Genomic DNA, 15,082 nt, shown 5'->3' on the forward strand with positions numbered 1-15,082 from the left:
TTTTATGATTGGTTTTTTCGCTGTGGTTTCTTTAATTTATTTGTTTAAGGGGTAGATATGAAAAAAAATAGTCTGGCGGTCGCATTTTTGGCGGTCGCTTTTTTGTTTCCGGTTCAATCTTTTGCTGAAACTGCAAAGGTTGGCGATGTTACTTGGGGTTTTCGTACTGATAAAAGGCTCAACGATATGACTAGTTTATGGGAGCCTAAACAAATAGGCATTTTGGATAAAAAAACCGGAATCACGCATATAACGACAATCACAAAAGTAGCTTGTGTTTTGGATCAATGCCTATATCGCACTGAATATCAAGGGACACAAGGAAAAAAGCAAGAAATGCAAGTTTTTGATATTGAAGATGTTTTGCCTAAAAATTCGGGTAATAAAAAAATAAGTTTGGGCGATAAGGATGTTGATGAAAATGCAAAAAAGCTAGGTGTAGAAAAGGAGAAATTAAAAAAGGCTTTAGACGATGAGAACGAATACCAAAGACTGTTAAGAGAAATTCAAGTTAAAAAAGAACAGCAAAGGCAGAAAGAGGAAGAGGAAAAGGAAAAAAATAAAAATTCAGGAACAGGTAGCTCCGGCGGTGGTGGTAGCTCCGGCGGTGGTGGTAGCTCCGGTGGTGGTGGTAGCTCCGGTGGTGGTGGTAGCTCGGGCGGTGGTGGTAGCTCTGGCGGTGGTGGTAGCTCTGGCGGTGGTGGTAGCTCCGGCGGTGGTGGAAGTTCAGGCGGTGGCGGAAGCAATGGCGGTGGTGATGCCGGTGGTGGAAGCTCAGGCCAATCAAACAAAATAACAGGAGTGTATTTTAATGAGGAAACTGGAGTTTATTCAGATACCATAGAAGGCGCTTGCTCTGGTATTTCTAAAAAAGGAATGCTAATGAGGTATGTACTACATCCCTATGGCTACCATTATTGTCAAATGTACGTTAAAGGAGAATCAGAACATCAAGCTATGGGACGTAGACCTTATATATCTTACGGACCAGTTACACTACAACAGGGGGACTGTGGCCCGGGTTCTAGTAGAAAATTTACTCGTAAAAGTGGAGGCACTTATTCCGTCGTTTGTACTTATAAGCACAAGCCGAAAGAAGAAAGTCCTAATGTTGGTTCTACCGGCTCATCAAGTTCTACTAATAAGCAAGACAGCGATTCATCAAGCCCTAATGGCTCGTCCGCTGGGGGCGGTGGTGGCGGTGGTGGAAGCTCTGCTTCCCACGCCACCACGCCCGAAGGCGGAATGCAAGGGGGCGGAAAGGAAAGCGGAAGCGGTCAAAGTGGGACGACAGGAACGGGAACAGGAACAACGGGAACAGGAACGGGAACAGGTTCAGATAGTTCGGGCGATTTAGGCGATATGCCGTCTGCGCCCGATGGAGGTGGAGAACCTGATTGGGGTGGTCTGAAGTCGGATGGTGGATTTGGCAAGTTTTCGCCCTCCTCTGCTTTCTCTACGGGCGGTTATTGCCCTAAAGATATTCAGTTGGATTTTGGTCAGTTTGGTCACCATAGTTTAACGCTTTCTTTCGTGTGTGAAGCTGCTGAAAAACTCCGATATGTCTTTATAACGTTAGCTTATTTCACGGCGGCAATGATGATTTTTAAAACTGTAAACAGTATGAAAGGATAGGAAATGCCTGCTTTGGCTGCTTTTGGACGTGTACTGCTTCAGTATTTGGGCCGTTTGTTTATAGCTCTTCTTCCGATGCTTAAAAACGCCTTTTTTCAAATTTTGTTGGGTTTGGGCGTTAGTCTTGTCTCTTATGAAGGCTTGTCAATTGCTGTAGATGGGGTTTTAGATTATGTGACACGGAATTATTTCCAAATGCCTGCCGATTTAATAGGTTTGCTTGGTTTAGCGGGAATACCCGAAGCCTTGAATATTATTTTTGGCGGTTTCGCGTTTTCATTGGGTATATGGTCATCTTATCGAACACTTAAATTTTTGAAATAAAGGAAAAAAAATGATTACTTTGATTACAGGCGTTCCAGGATCTGGAAAAACTTTGTCGGTTGTTTCGGATTTGGCAAAAAAAGTAAAAAAGGAATGGGCGAATAGAAAAATTTTTATTGAAGGCATTCCAGAATTGACGATAAAGACGGAAAAAATTCCTGAAGGTCATGATATTAAAGATATGCATGTTTGGCTTAAGTATCCTGAAAATCATGGTTCTGTGGTGATTATTGACGAAGCACAAAACGTTTTTCCGCCCCGCTCTGCTGGTTCAAAAACGCCTGAATTAATTGAATGGCTTCATATCCATAGGCATTCTGGTATTGATATTATTTTGATAACTCAAATGCCGGGTAGGATTGATAAACATGTACGCGATTTGGTTGGAGCTCACTATCATATACATAAAACGCCGCTTGGTGTCCGTATGCGTTATTTTTGGGATTATTGCGCCAATAATCCTAAAGTCGATATGAAAAATGCTCGTGCTGAAGTGTACAAGTTAGATAAAAAGGCATTCTCTTTGTATAAGTCGGCTGAGATTCATACCAAAGTTCAAACGCCGAAAAGTCGTGTTTTGTGGGTCATACCTATATCTATTATAGTATTCGGAATAACGGCGTATTGGGGTTTCAAACTTTTAACAGGTTTGGGCGCACCGTCTGAAGATGTTTCGTCAGTGTCTGAAAAATCTGTTGTAGCTTCCGAAACGGTCAAAAAGACGGCTGAACAGGGGTCGGCGGCGTCTGCTCGTGAAATAGGTCATCAAATATCGCAGAATCAGAATAAAAACCTGACGAAAGAAATGCTTGAGCCAAAAATAGAAGGCATGGTCGAGTCAAAACCGCTTTATGACAATATCAGACAGGTGAAACAGCTTGAATATCCTGTAGCATGTATTTCAGGCGGCGTGTCGGGTTGCTCTTGTTATAGCTATCAAGGAACAGTCATAAAAGAGATAGACAAAAAAACTTGCAATGAATACGTGAAAAATGGCTTGCCCTTTAATCCATACAAGGAACAGCCCCGCGAATACGCCCAAAACCGTCAAATTCAGCCGTCAACAGCCGAAAGCGGTCAGATTGTATCTTTAGGTGGGAAAAGCCCTCAAAATTTGATGTATGATGGATACGTTGAAGCGGGTCAACAGTTTGCAGCGCGTGGCGGTGTGGTTGGCTCTAGTAATTGATTTAAATTGAATGATGTTTTTTTAAATCATTTTCAGTGACTTGAGTTTTTCCAGGCTAAATTTTCGTTAATATAAAAGGTCGTTTGAAATTCAGACGACCTTTGTTTTTAAGGAATTGGGATTTAAAGAGTCAAGGGGGAAGGTTTGTAAAGATTGGGCGTGCTTTTTGCCCAATCTTTATGAATACCCCCTTTACTCTTTAAAGCACAAAATCACGCTTGTGGTAGGTGGGCAGGAAGGGTTTTATTTCCTGCCCCCCTGCCACGTGGCGAACGTCGCCGAAGGCAAAAAAAGAATTTGTAGTTTTAGGAAAATTTGACGAAACGACAAATTATGCGAACTTAGACTAGTGTGATGCAATAGTCTTTTCTACAGATTATGGCCACAACCAAGCCCATGTGCTTCGTCCTTCTCCTTGCAGTAAAACTAAAGTTCGGCAAGCTGAGGCTGTGTTCATGCATTCGAAGCCGATTCCGTAGGCTGATAAGGCTGCAGCAATTTTGGGATGCAGAAATTTTTGTTTTGCTCCTGTACCTATGATAATGACTTCTGGACGGTTTTCTGCTGTTTCAATTGCTGATATAAAAATTTGTTCGTTTAATTCTTCGATGGTTGTTTGAGGAATGATGCTCACTTTGCCATTTTGCCAGCAAATGGGTTCTGAGTATGTTTGTTCACCGATTTGCAATATGCCTTGTGAGGATGAAAAAAATGATGCGGTTTCATCAATATGGTTTTCTGTGATTTTCATGGCAATTCCTGTTTTTATGGTAGAACGATTTTCAGACGGCCTTGGGAAACCTTGCAAAAAAAGGTGCAAAATCAAGCAATATCAGGTAGGATTCAACGTTTGACCTTGTGCATTGATGCTTTGCTCTGAATTTACGATTGCAAGCGATTATAACAAGCCTTGGTTTTTCGTGATTATTTTAAAGTATCGGCTCAAAAGGAGACACAATGAAGCCAGTAAATATCGGTCTTTTAGGTTTGGGTACAGTTGGTGGCGGTACGGCCACTGTATTGCAGGACAACGCTGCGGAAATCAGCCGTCGCTTGGGACGTGAAGTCCGTATTTCTGCTGTTTGTGATTTGAGCGAAGAAAAAGCCAAACAAATTTGCCCGAATGCTGCTTTTATCAAAGATCCGTTTGAGCTAGTTCAACATCAAGATGTTGATGTCGTTGTTGAATTGTTTGGCGGTACCGGTATTGCCAAAGATGCGGTATTAAAAGCGATTGAAAACGGCAAACACATTGTTACTGCCAATAAAAAACTGTTAGCTGAATACGGCAATGAAATTTTCCCTTTGGCAGAAGAAAAAAATGTCATGGTGCAATTTGAAGCTGCTGTTGCCGGCGGTATCCCTATCATCAAGGCTTTGCGTGAAGGATTGGCTGCAAACCAAATTCGCAGTATCGCCGGTATTATTAATGGTACCAGCAACTTTATTCTTACTGAAATGCGTGAAAAAGGCAGCGCGTTTGCAGACGTATTGAAAGAAGCTCAGGCTTTGGGCTATGCAGAAGCTGACCCCACTTTTGATATCGAAGGTCATGATGCCGGCCATAAAATCACCATCATGAGCGCATTGGCATTCGGTACACCGATGAACTTTTCTGCCTGCTATTTGGAAGGCATCAGCAAACTCGATAGTCGCGATATCAAATACGCTGAAGAGTTTGGCTATCGCATCAAATTGTTGGGTATTACCCGTAAAACCGACAAAGGCATCGAGTTGCGTGTACACCCTACTCTGATTCCTGAAAGCCGTCTGCTGGCCAACGTTAATGGCGTGATGAATGCTGTCCGTGTCAATGCCGATATGGTTGGAGAAACCTTGTATTATGGTGCGGGCGCCGGTGCATTGCCGACTGCTTCTGCCGTGGTTGCAGACATTATTGATATCGCCCGCCTGATTGAAGCGGAAACTGACCATCGTGTTCCTCACTTGGCATTCCAGCCTTCACAAGTTCAAGCGCAAAATATTCTGCCTATGGATGAAATTACCAGCAGCTACTATTTGCGCGTTCAAGCAACTGACGAACCGGGCACTTTGGGTCAAATTGCCGCACTCTTGGCCAAAGAAAATGTTTCTATCGAGGCTCTGATTCAAAAAGGCGTGATTAATCAAAGCACTGCTGAAATCGTAATTCTGACCCACACCACAGTGGAACACAATGTCAAACGCGCTATCGCAGCGATTGAAGCGCTGAGCTGCGTGGATGCTCCGATCACCATGATCCGCATGGAAAGCCTGCATGACTGAGCAACAAACGGAAAGGCCGTCTGAAGAGCAACTGGCGGCCAGAAAAAAAGCCAAGGCAAAAATCCGCACCATCCGCATTTGGGCATGGATTATTTTGTCTTTGCTGGCTCTGACCGCCCTGCTCTCACAATGCGCGATGAACAAGCCGCAGATGAAACAAAATGTGGTGGAATCTTGCGTGAAAAACATTCCTTTTGCTGAGAAATGGCAAGCTGATTTGAAAGCAAAAGGTTTGGATGCGCAAAACGAGAAATTGGCTCAAGACTATTGTGTCTGCATGTGGGATCAGCCTTTAAGCAAACTCTCTGACGAGCAAATCCGAAACTTCGGCAAAATCAGCCCTGAGGAGCAGCTCAAGCTCTTGGGTGGCGCGGAAGCTTTTGAGGCACGCGATAAGCAATGCGTGACTGATTTAAAGGCTGAGTAAACCAATATCGATTTAAACTAAATATACAAGGCCGTCTGAAATTCCAGACGGCCTTTCTTATATTAAATAAATAGTAATAAGAATTGATTTCATTATTGTTTAAGTTTAAGATAGCTTGGTTAATTGCTTTTCTATGGTTGTTGCCATGCGCTACCACTTTCCTATTGCCGTTGATATTTATGATTTTTTGTATACCGGCCGATTTGACTATCTGGAAATCGGACAATCGGCAGAGTCCATTTTGCAGATGTTTCCTGCGCCTGATTGCGTCCCTAAAGGCTTGTTGGTGCAAAAAGGCTGGAATATTTGGCTTTATGGCGATATCGAACTGCATTTCTTCGACAATCGTTTAACACAGATTCGTGCTGATTTTCAGCCTGATGCTGCATTAAGCGGCGGCCGTTGGGTAAAGTTGAATCCGTGGTTTTTTGCAAATGGCTGCCTTGATGTATACGCTGTCATTCAGCGCTTGGTACAACGCAATATTGACTTTATTAAAACGGAAACGCATACCAATTTGATTTTACAGCTACAAAGCGGGGTCGAATTGATTTTTGAAAAATGTCGGGGCATGCAACTTGCTTCGTTCCGCAAACAAACAGCCTCCCTACCCCATTGGGCGCGTGAAACGGCTTCTTAAATAAAACAATGCCGTCTGAAAACATCATTTCAGACGGCATTATCAGTTACAAACCATTCAATAATTGTCGGATTTTGGTCATCGTCATAGAAGTCTGTTCATTACAGCCCACAGTCCCTACTCCGCTATCAAAGCAATCAATGCTGCTGACGCTGCAAAAGTGGGCATAGGCCATTTTCAACTCTTTGGCCAAAACGGCTTCGGGCATGCCGGTCATCCCAAGTACATCTACGCCGTCACGCCGATAACGGGCGATTTCTGCACGAGTTGGACGGCGTGGGCCTTGCAGGCAGCCATAAACGGCAGAGTCGTAAATCGGCACATTGTGCGCTTTCGTGATATTCAACAATTCTTGTCGTAATTCATCGCAATAAGGGTTGAAAAAATCGGTATGGACAACCGGACATTCTTGGCCTTCAAAAAAAGTATCTTTACGGCCATAGGTATAGTCGATCAAATCGTCCGGCAACACCAGACTGCCGTTTTCAAAATCGGGATTGATACCGACGACTGAAGAAATGGCAATGATGTTTTCGACGCCTAAAGAGTGTAACGCCCAGATATTGGCTCGGTAGTTGATTTCATGCGGCGCGATGGTATGGCTAAAGCCGTGTCGGGCGAGGAAAACAATATCCAAGCGCCCCAACCTGCCGAACAAAATAGGGCTGCTGGTTAAGCCGTATGGAGTGCGTACGATTTTTCGCTCAGTAATTTCAAGTTCCGGCAGTTTGGTCAAACCGCTGCCGCCGATAATGGCTAACATATAGACTTCCTTTGTTATCAATGGCCGTCTGAAACTTGGATTTCAGACGGCCTTAATATTATTGATTTATTTATGTTTGTAGAAATGGCTGCCGAAATAGGCAGATGCGCCTTCACGCAATAAAACCAATGTTACGGCGGCAAGCGGCAGGCCGGCAAGCATACCGACAAAACCCATCAGCTGTCCGAAAGCCATCAACGAGAAAATCACCCAGAACGGAGACAAACCAATACGGTCGCCGACGATTTTAGGCGTAATGAAAAAGCTTTCCAAGAATTGGCCGACACCGAATACAGCCCAGACCATCAACAAACCCTGCCATGAGCCATATTGCAAAAGCGCGGCAACTGTCGCCAGTAAAAGGCCGGTAAATGCGCCCAAATACGGAATAAATACCAAAATACCGGCAATCATACCGATGGCAAAGCCGGAATCCAAACCGACCAGCATCAAGCCCAAGCCATAAACCAAGCCCATAATCATCATAACCATCAGCTGGCCGCGCAGAAACTCGCCCAAAACTTCATCCATATTGCCGCTGATACGCGTGTAGGTCTCGATAAAACGACGCGGAACCAGTTTGCTGACTCCGGAAGACCAGCGTTTCCAATCCAACAAGAAGTAATACAGCAACAAAGGCAACAACACCAAATTGCTGACGCCGCTGATCACGTTGCCGCTTTGACGCATCAAGGTCGGAATCCATGCTTTGAGCGTATTACTCAATTCATCCGTATGCGACTGCAACCATGCGATGATTGATTCTTGATCGATTTGAATATAATCCCCACTGATGCTGTTGAGCCACGGTAGCAGTTTGTTTTGAACAAAGCCCACGATTTGCGGCAGGCGTTCGGCCAGATTGTTAAACTGGTTCAACAACATAGGTACGATAATCAGTACCAACGACAGCAATACCAGTAAGGCAAACGCCATAATAATCATAGAGGCCGGCGCGCGGCGGATACGCTTCAATTGCAGCCACTCGACCAAGGGATTCAAAACATAGGCCAAAACGGCGGCCACAATAAACGGCGTCAAAACATCGCCCAAAGCATATAAAAGCCAAATAAAGGCTGCGATGACGCAAGCCATAATAATCCACGGTTTTGCGCCGCGCGTTTTCTTTTGATACATAAAAAGGTGTTCCCCAGTTGATGCTTAAGGTTTTCAAAATCAATAAGCAGTATAACAGATTCACAAAGGCCGTCTGAAAGTGAGACGGCTATTAAGATAAAATAAAAATTGTTGACAATAATGCCAAAAAATTCAGCCTGAATCCTCCAATTTAAGATAAAATACGCTCCGACAATCTACCCCCATACCCGAATAAGGAAATCCAATGAGCACTTCTTTGAGCTATCGTGACGCAGGCGTGGATATCGACGCAGGCGATCAACTGGTCGAAAACATCAAACCTTTTGCCAAGCGTACAATGCGCCCTGAAGTGTTGGGTGATTTGGGCGGTTTCGGCGCTTTGGTCGAAATCGGCAAAAAATACAAAAATCCGGTATTGGTTTCCGGTACGGACGGCGTCGGCACCAAGCTGAAACTGGCATTCGACTGGGATAAACACGATACTGTCGGTATCGATTTGGTTGCCATGAGCGTCAACGACATTTTGGTTCAAGGTGCTGAACCTTTGTTCTTCTTGGACTATTTCGCTTGCGGCAAGCTGGATGTTGCCCGCGCGACTGATGTGATTAAAGGCATTGCCCAAGGCTGCGAAGAATCCGGTTGCGCTTTGATTGGCGGTGAAACTGCCGAAATGCCGGGCATGTATCCCGAAGGCGAATACGACTTGGCCGGTTTTGCTGTCGGCGTGGTTGAAAAAGAACGCGTCATCAACGGCCGCAGCATTCAGGCCGGAGACGTTGTTTTGGGCTTGGCTTCCAACGGCGCACACTCCAACGGCTACTCTTTGGTACGCAAAATCATCGAGCGCGACGACCCCGATTTGGATGCGGAATTCGACAACGGCAAAACCTTGCGCGAAGCCATCATCGCCCCTACCCGCCTGTATGTAAAACCTATCCTTGCCGCTTTGGAAAAATTCACCATTAAAGGCATGGCCCATATTACCGGCGGTGGTATTACCGAAAACGTACCTCGCGTTTTGCCTGAAAATACCGTTGCACAAATCGATGCCAAAGCGTGGGAATTGCCTAAACTGTTCCAATGGCTGCAAAAAGCAGGCAATGTGGAAACCCAAGAAATGTACCGTACCTTCAACTGCGGTATCGGCATGGTTGTTATCATTGCCAAAGAAGATGCCGATGCAGTACAGGCATTCTTGAGCGAACAAGGCGAAACCGTTTACCGTTTGGGCGCAGTTCGTGAGCGCAATGGCGACGAACATCAAACCCAAGTGGCTTGATTAAGATGTAATTAAAAAAGTGCGGATAATGAATCCGCACTTTTTTATTGTTTATGGTCTAAGCAAATCTCCGCCCTAGCCTGCTTCTTCCATAAAACCGGCCAACTGAGCCGTATCGTGGGCAATCATCAGCTCTTCATTGGTTGGAACAACCAAAACAGCCGGCATAGAACCTGTCGGGCTGATGATACCGGAGTTGCCGTAGCGTTTGTCCATATTGGCTTTGGTGTCGATGTGCAGACCTAAGAAATCCAAGTAGGAAACGGTTTTGGCACGGATATTACGCGAGTTTTCGCCGATACCGCCGGTAAACACAAGCGCGTCAACGCCGCCACAAGCCACAGCCATCGAAGCAATATATTTGGCAAGGCGGTAAGTCATGACTTCCAAAGCCAAACGTGCGCCTTCATGACCTTCATCCGCGGCGATTTCCAAAGAACGGCAGTCGTTGGAGAGTTCGGAAATACCGAGCAAGCCTGATTTTTTGTTCAGCATTTCATCAACTTGGGCAACATCCAAACCGGCGTGTGAAGTCAGATAGCTGTATACGCCCGGGTCGATGTCGCCGCAGCGCGTACCCATTACCAAACCTTCGATCGGCGTGAAGCCCATACTGGTGTCAACGGATTTGCCGTTTTTGATGGCGGTAATGGATGCGCCGTTGCCTAAGTGGGCAATAATCATGCGGATCTCTTCCAACGGTTTGCCCAAGATGCGTGCGGCTTCAGGGGCAACGTAACGCATACTGGTACCGTGGAAACCGTAGCGGCGGAAGGCGTATTTTTTACGCAATTCGCGCGGAACGGCATAAGTGTAGGCGCGCTCCGGCATGGTTTGGTGGAATGAAGTATCCATCACGCCGACATTAGGCAGACCCGGGAAGTGCTCTTGCGCAGCCAAAATGCCGTTGATATTGGCAGGGTTATGCAGCGGGGCGAGCGGGATGCAGGCTTTCAGTTCGTCAAGGACGTCTTGGTCGATGAGGACAGACTCGTGATATTTTTCGCCGCCGTGGGCGATGCGGTGGCCGATGGCTTTGATGCGGTCGTGCAAGCCGTGTTTTTCCAGTTCGTTCAACAGCATACCCACTGCACCGGCGTGGCAGTTACGGCCGGTCAGGGGAACTTGGCGTTTGTTGCCGTCTTTGTTGAAAGTGATGACGGCTTCGGGCGTGGTCAGGCGTTCGCCAAGGCAACTTAGGACGACGCTGCCGCTTTTGCGGTCGATAACGGCGCCTTTGAGCGAGGAGCTGCCGCAGTTCAGAACGAGGATGAGTTGGTCGGACATGGTGTTTCTCCTTTGAATTTTAATTGTTTTTTTGGCTTCAGGCCGTCTGAAAAGAGCAAAAACATTTGAGAGCTTTCCAGATTGCCTTTGGTTTGGTGTTTAGTCAGGCTTCATGCCCAATCCTAATCTCCATTGCAGGTATCGCTACCCAACTAAAATCTGCTTATTTGGTTTTCAGACGGCCTTGTTTAATGGCGTGGCCGTCTGAAAACTTAAAAGCAATCTTCCGGCACTCGGACTTGTCCTTCCATAATCACGCGTGCGCTACGGCTCATAACTGCTTTGGTAGCCGTCCATTGCCCATCCTGACATTCAGCGGCGGCACCTACACGCAGCGTACCTGATGGATGACCGAAGCGGACTTCTTTACGCGCTCCGCCTCCGGCTGCAAGGTTGACCAGCGTTCCGGGCACGGCGGCGGCGGTAGCGATGGCAACTGAAGCGGTGCCCATCATGGCGTGGTGCAATTTGCCCATGCTCAGCGCGCGTACCAATAAGTCGATGTCGGCAGCTTTGACGTTTTTACCGCTTGAAGCGGTGTAATCGGCCGCAGGGGCGACAAAAGCGACTTTCGGAGTATGGGCGCGGGTGGCGGCTTCGGATACGTCGCTGATCAAACCCATTTTCAGCGCGCCATATGCGCGGATGGTTTCAAATTTTTCCAGGGCTGCGGCATCGTTGTTGATGTCGTCTTGCAACTCTTTGCCTGTATAGCCCAAATCTGCGGCATTCAGGAAAATGGTTGGAATACCGGCATTGATAAGCGTGGCTTTCAGACGGCCTATATTCGGCACATCAATTTCATCGACCAAATTGCCGGTTGGGAACATACTGCCTTCGCCATCGGCCGGATCTAAAAATTCGATTTGTACTTCGGCAGCCGGAAACGTTACGCCGTCAAGCTCGAAATCGCCTGTTTCCAAAACTGCGCCGTTTTGCATCGGTACATGGGCAATAATGGTTTTTCCGATGTTTTTCTGCCAGATTTTGACGGTACACAGGCCGTCTGAAGGGATTTTGGATTTATCGACCAAGCCTTGCTCGATGGCAAATGCGCCCACGGCGGCGGTCAGATTGCCGCAGTTGCCGCTCCAATCGACAAAAGGTTTGTCGATGGAAACTTGTCCGAACAAATAATCGACATCGTGATCGGCGCGTTCGGATTTGTCCAAAATCACGGCTTTGCTGGTGGATGAACTGGCGTTACCCAAACCGTCAATCTGTTTGCCGTAAGGGTCTGGGCTGCCGAGTACGCGCAAGAGGATTTTGTCGCGTGCCTCGTCTGCTTCCTGCGCAGCAGCCGGCAGATCGGTACGTTTGAAGAAAATGCCTTTAGATGTACCGCCGCGGTAGTAAACGGCTGGAATTTTAATTTGCGGCATTTCGAGTTCTCCTTTGTATTTCTAGTATGGTTTTTTCAGACGACCCCTCAAACATTCGAGGCCGTCTGAAAACCTTTTTGAGCGTAGCCCGGGCATTTTGACGATACCCGATTTACCTTACGCTGCATTTCCTTCTAAAAAGTCTTGTGCGAAACGTTGCAACACGCCACCGGCTTCATATACCAATACTTCTTCTGCAGTATCGAGGCGGCAGGTAACCGGAACTTCGACAGTTTCGCCGGTTTTACGGTGAATCACGAGGGTCAGGTCGCAGCGCGGTGTGCGTTCGCCGACAACGTCGTAGGTTTCCGTACCGTCCAGTTGCAGGGTGTGGCGGTTGGTACCCGGTTTGAACTGCAGCGGCAACACGCCCATACCGATCAAGTTGGTGCGGTGGATACGCTCGAAGCCTTCGGCAACAATCGCTTCCACGCCGGCGAGGCGTACGCCTTTTGCAGCCCAGTCGCGGCTTGAGCCTTGACCGTAGTCTGCACCGGCAATAATGATGAGCGGCTGTTTGCGGTTCATATAGGTTTCGATGGCTTCCCACATACGCATCACTTGACCTTCAGGTTCAACGCGTGCCAGCGAACCTTGGCGTACGCTGCCGTCTTCGTTTCTCACCATTTCGTTAAACAGTTTCGGATTGGCGAAGGTTGCGCGTTGGGCGGTCAAGTGGTCGCCGCGGTGGGTTGCGTAAGAGTTGAAGTCTTCTTCAGGCAAACCCATTTTTGCCAAATATTCACCTGCGGCACTGCTGGCCAAAATCGCATTGGACGGTGAGAGATGGTCGGTGGTGATGTTATCGGGCAAAATCGCCAGCGGACGCATACCGCTCAATGTGCGTTCCCCTGCCAGTGCGCCTTCCCAGTAAGGTGGGCGGCGGATATAGGTGGACATTGGACGCCAGTCGTACAGCGGGCTTGGTGCTTTTTGCGCTGTGCCGGTGTCGAACATCGGGATATAAACGTCGCGGAATTGTTGCGGTTTCACATATTCGGCAACGATGGCATCGATTTCTTCATCGGTAGGCCAAATATCTTTCAGGCGGATTTCTTTGCCGTCTGCAACGCCGAGTACGTCGTTTTCAATATCGAAACGGATGCTGCCTGCCAGCGCGTAGGCAACGACCAACGGAGGCGAAGCGAGGAAAGCCTGTTTCGCATACGGATGGATACGGCCGTCGAAGTTTCGGTTGCCTGACAATACGGCGGTAGCGTACAAATCGCGGTCTATGATTTCCTGCTGGATTTTCGGGTCGAGCGCGCCGCTCATGCCGTTGCAGGTGGTGCAGGCAAAGGCGACGATGCCGAAGCCGAGTTTTTCCATTTCGGGCAGCAGGCCTGCTTCTTTCAAATAGATTTCGGCTACTTTTGAGCCCGGGGCAAACGAAGATTTCACCCAAGGTTTGCGTTTCAAACCGAGGCGGTTGGCATTGCGTGCCAACAGTGCGGCGGCGACAACGTTGCGCGGATTGGAAGTATTGGTACACGAAGTAATCGCGGCAATAATCACTGCACCGTCAGGCATGAGGCCATCTGAAGGCTCTTCATAAGGTTTAGCCAAGCCTTTGCTGGCCAAATCGGCAGTCGCAAAACGGGCATGCGGGTTACTTGGGCCTGCCATATTGCGCGTTACGCTGCTCAAATCAAATTTCAATACGCGAGGATAAACGGCGGTTTTCAAGGCATCTGCCCACAAGCCTGCGGTTTTGGCGTAGATTTCTACCAATTTCACTTGCGCGTCGTCACGACCGGTCAGTTTCAAATAATCAATGGTTTGCTCATCAATAGCGAACATCGCGGCAGTCGCACCGAACTCCGGCGTCATGTTGGAAATGGTCGCGCGGTCGCCGATGGACAAACTTCTTGCGCCCTCACCGAAAAATTCGACAAATGCGCCAACCACGCGCTCTTTACGCAAGAATTCGGTCAGTGCCAACACAATGTCGGTGGCAGTAATGCCCGGCTGGCGTTTGCCGGTCAGCTCAACGCCGACAATATCAGGCAGACGCATCATGGATGCACGACCCAACATTACGGTTTCGGCTTCCAAACCGCCCACGCCTACGGAAATCACGCCCAATGAATCGACGTGCGGCGTATGTGAATCTGTACCGACACAGGTATCAGGGAACGCTACACCGTTTTTGACTTGGACAACGGGCGACATTTTTTCCAAGTTGATTTGGTGCATAATGCCGTTGCCTGCAGGAATCACGTCCACATTTTCAAATGCAGTTTTTGTCCAGTTGATGAAGTGGAAACGGTCTTCGTTGCGTCGATCTTCGATTTCACGGTTTTTACGGAAGGCATCAGGATCGTAGCCGCCGCATTCAACGGCCAGAGAGTGGTCGACGATAAGCTGGGTTTGCACCACAGGATTCACTTTGGAAGGATCACCGCCTTTTTCTGCAATCGCATCACGCAGGCCTGCCAAATCTACCAACGCTGTCTGACCCAGAATATCGTGACACACCACGCGTGCCGGATACCAAGGAAAGTCGATTTCCTGTTTTCCCTCAATCAGCTGGCCCAGCCAGCTTTGCAGCGTAGGCAAGTCGACTTTGTCTGCGCGGTTGACCAAGTTCTCCGCCAAGATGCGGCTTGTGTACGGCAGCTTGTCGTAAGAGCCTGGTTTGATGTCTTCACACGCCTGACGCGCGTCGTAATATTCCAAATCCGTACCGGGCAAAGCTTTGCGGTAGCGTTGGTTGGCAGTCATGTCGGTTCTCCTAAATCTATTATTTTTTTGGTTTGAGGTTTCAGACGGCCTGTTGATTCGGACCTTCAG

General features: G+C 47.7%; 13 protein-coding genes. 7 read left to right on the plus strand and 6 right to left on the minus strand.

Features of this window, described 5'->3' with window-relative positions; genetic code table 11:
- The first annotated feature begins 57 nt into the window (after window positions 1-57).
- The 3 genes from O3660_RS07255 to O3660_RS07265 are packed head-to-tail and all read left to right on the plus strand — an operon-like array spanning window position 58 to window position 3,148.
- Window positions 58-1,635, plus strand: coding sequence for a virulence factor TspB C-terminal domain-related protein (locus tag O3660_RS07255; protein WP_371464788.1), 1,578 nt, complete (start codon window positions 58-60; stop codon window positions 1,633-1,635).
- Window positions 1,636-1,638: 3 nt separating this feature from the next.
- On the plus strand, window positions 1,639-1,959 hold the full coding sequence (locus tag O3660_RS07260; RefSeq protein WP_371464789.1) for a DUF2523 domain-containing protein: 321 nt from the start codon (window positions 1,639-1,641) through the stop codon (window positions 1,957-1,959).
- Window positions 1,960-1,969: 10 nt separating this feature from the next.
- A complete protein-coding gene (locus O3660_RS07265) occupies window positions 1,970-3,148 on the plus strand; it encodes a zonular occludens toxin domain-containing protein (RefSeq protein ID WP_371464790.1) in 1,179 nt (392 codons plus the stop codon).
- 376 nt (window positions 3,149-3,524) lie between these two features.
- Here O3660_RS07265 and O3660_RS07270 read toward each other — a convergent pair whose 3' ends face one another.
- Window positions 3,525-3,899: an Mth938-like domain-containing protein gene (locus O3660_RS07270; RefSeq protein ID WP_049328664.1), complete on the minus strand. Its 375-nt coding sequence runs from the start codon at window positions 3,897-3,899 to the stop codon at window positions 3,525-3,527.
- Window positions 3,900-4,105: 206 nt separating this feature from the next.
- On the opposite strand from O3660_RS07270, the gene O3660_RS07275 reads away from it, so the two are divergent.
- The 3 genes from O3660_RS07275 to O3660_RS07285 all read left to right on the plus strand — a co-directional run bounded on the left by O3660_RS07275 (window position 4,106) and on the right by O3660_RS07285 (window position 6,480).
- On the plus strand, window positions 4,106-5,413 hold the full coding sequence (locus O3660_RS07275; RefSeq protein WP_049322346.1) for a homoserine dehydrogenase: 1,308 nt from the start codon (window positions 4,106-4,108) through the stop codon (window positions 5,411-5,413).
- On the plus strand, window positions 5,406-5,840 hold the full coding sequence (locus O3660_RS07280) for a hypothetical protein (RefSeq protein ID WP_049351027.1): 435 nt from the start codon (window positions 5,406-5,408) through the stop codon (window positions 5,838-5,840). The genes O3660_RS07275 and O3660_RS07280 overlap by 8 nt, the downstream gene beginning before the upstream one ends.
- A 145-nt stretch (window positions 5,841-5,985) precedes the next feature.
- The gene (locus O3660_RS07285; protein ID WP_049351074.1) at window positions 5,986-6,480 is read left to right on the plus strand and encodes a hypothetical protein; all 495 of its coding nucleotides are present in this window, start codon (window positions 5,986-5,988) and stop codon (window positions 6,478-6,480) included.
- A 46-nt stretch (window positions 6,481-6,526) separates the two neighbouring features.
- On the opposite strand, the gene O3660_RS07290 is transcribed toward O3660_RS07285, so the two are convergent.
- Both O3660_RS07290 and O3660_RS07295 read right to left on the minus strand, forming a co-directional pair.
- Window positions 6,527-7,243 (minus strand): S-methyl-5'-thioinosine phosphorylase, encoded by a 717-nt coding sequence (locus O3660_RS07290; RefSeq protein ID WP_049351028.1) that lies wholly within the window; start codon window positions 7,241-7,243, stop codon window positions 6,527-6,529.
- Window positions 7,244-7,309: 66 nt separating this feature from the next.
- Window positions 7,310-8,380, minus strand: coding sequence for an AI-2E family transporter (locus O3660_RS07295; RefSeq protein ID WP_049351029.1), 1,071 nt, complete (start codon window positions 8,378-8,380; stop codon window positions 7,310-7,312).
- Between the two features lie 205 nt (window positions 8,381-8,585).
- Here O3660_RS07295 and purM point away from each other — a divergent pair, with 205 nt between their 5' ends.
- Window positions 8,586-9,620 carry a phosphoribosylformylglycinamidine cyclo-ligase gene (gene purM / locus O3660_RS07300; RefSeq protein WP_049351030.1) on the plus strand — a complete coding sequence of 345 codons (1,035 nt, stop codon included), beginning with the start codon at window positions 8,586-8,588 and terminating at the stop codon, window positions 9,618-9,620.
- Window positions 9,621-9,695: 75 nt separating this feature from the next.
- Here purM and O3660_RS07305 read toward each other — a convergent pair whose 3' ends face one another.
- The 3 genes from O3660_RS07305 to acnD all read right to left on the minus strand — a co-directional run bounded on the left by O3660_RS07305 (window position 9,696) and on the right by acnD (window position 15,013).
- Window positions 9,696-10,907: an acetate kinase gene (locus tag O3660_RS07305; RefSeq protein WP_049351031.1), complete on the minus strand. Its 1,212-nt coding sequence runs from the start codon at window positions 10,905-10,907 to the stop codon at window positions 9,696-9,698.
- Window positions 10,908-11,119: 212 nt separating this feature from the next.
- Window positions 11,120-12,289, minus strand: a complete 1,170-nt coding sequence (gene prpF, locus O3660_RS07310) for a 2-methylaconitate cis-trans isomerase PrpF (protein ID WP_049351032.1) — start codon at window positions 12,287-12,289, stop codon at window positions 11,120-11,122.
- Between the two features lie 117 nt (window positions 12,290-12,406).
- On the minus strand, window positions 12,407-15,013 hold the full coding sequence (acnD, locus tag O3660_RS07315; protein ID WP_049351033.1) for a Fe/S-dependent 2-methylisocitrate dehydratase AcnD: 2,607 nt from the start codon (window positions 15,011-15,013) through the stop codon (window positions 12,407-12,409).
- Between the last annotated feature and the right edge of the window lie 69 nt (window positions 15,014-15,082).

It is taken from the genome of Neisseria sp. 27098_8_139, from assembly GCF_041433195.1.
GTDB classification, from domain to species: domain Bacteria; phylum Pseudomonadota; class Gammaproteobacteria; order Burkholderiales; family Neisseriaceae; genus Neisseria; species Neisseria subflava.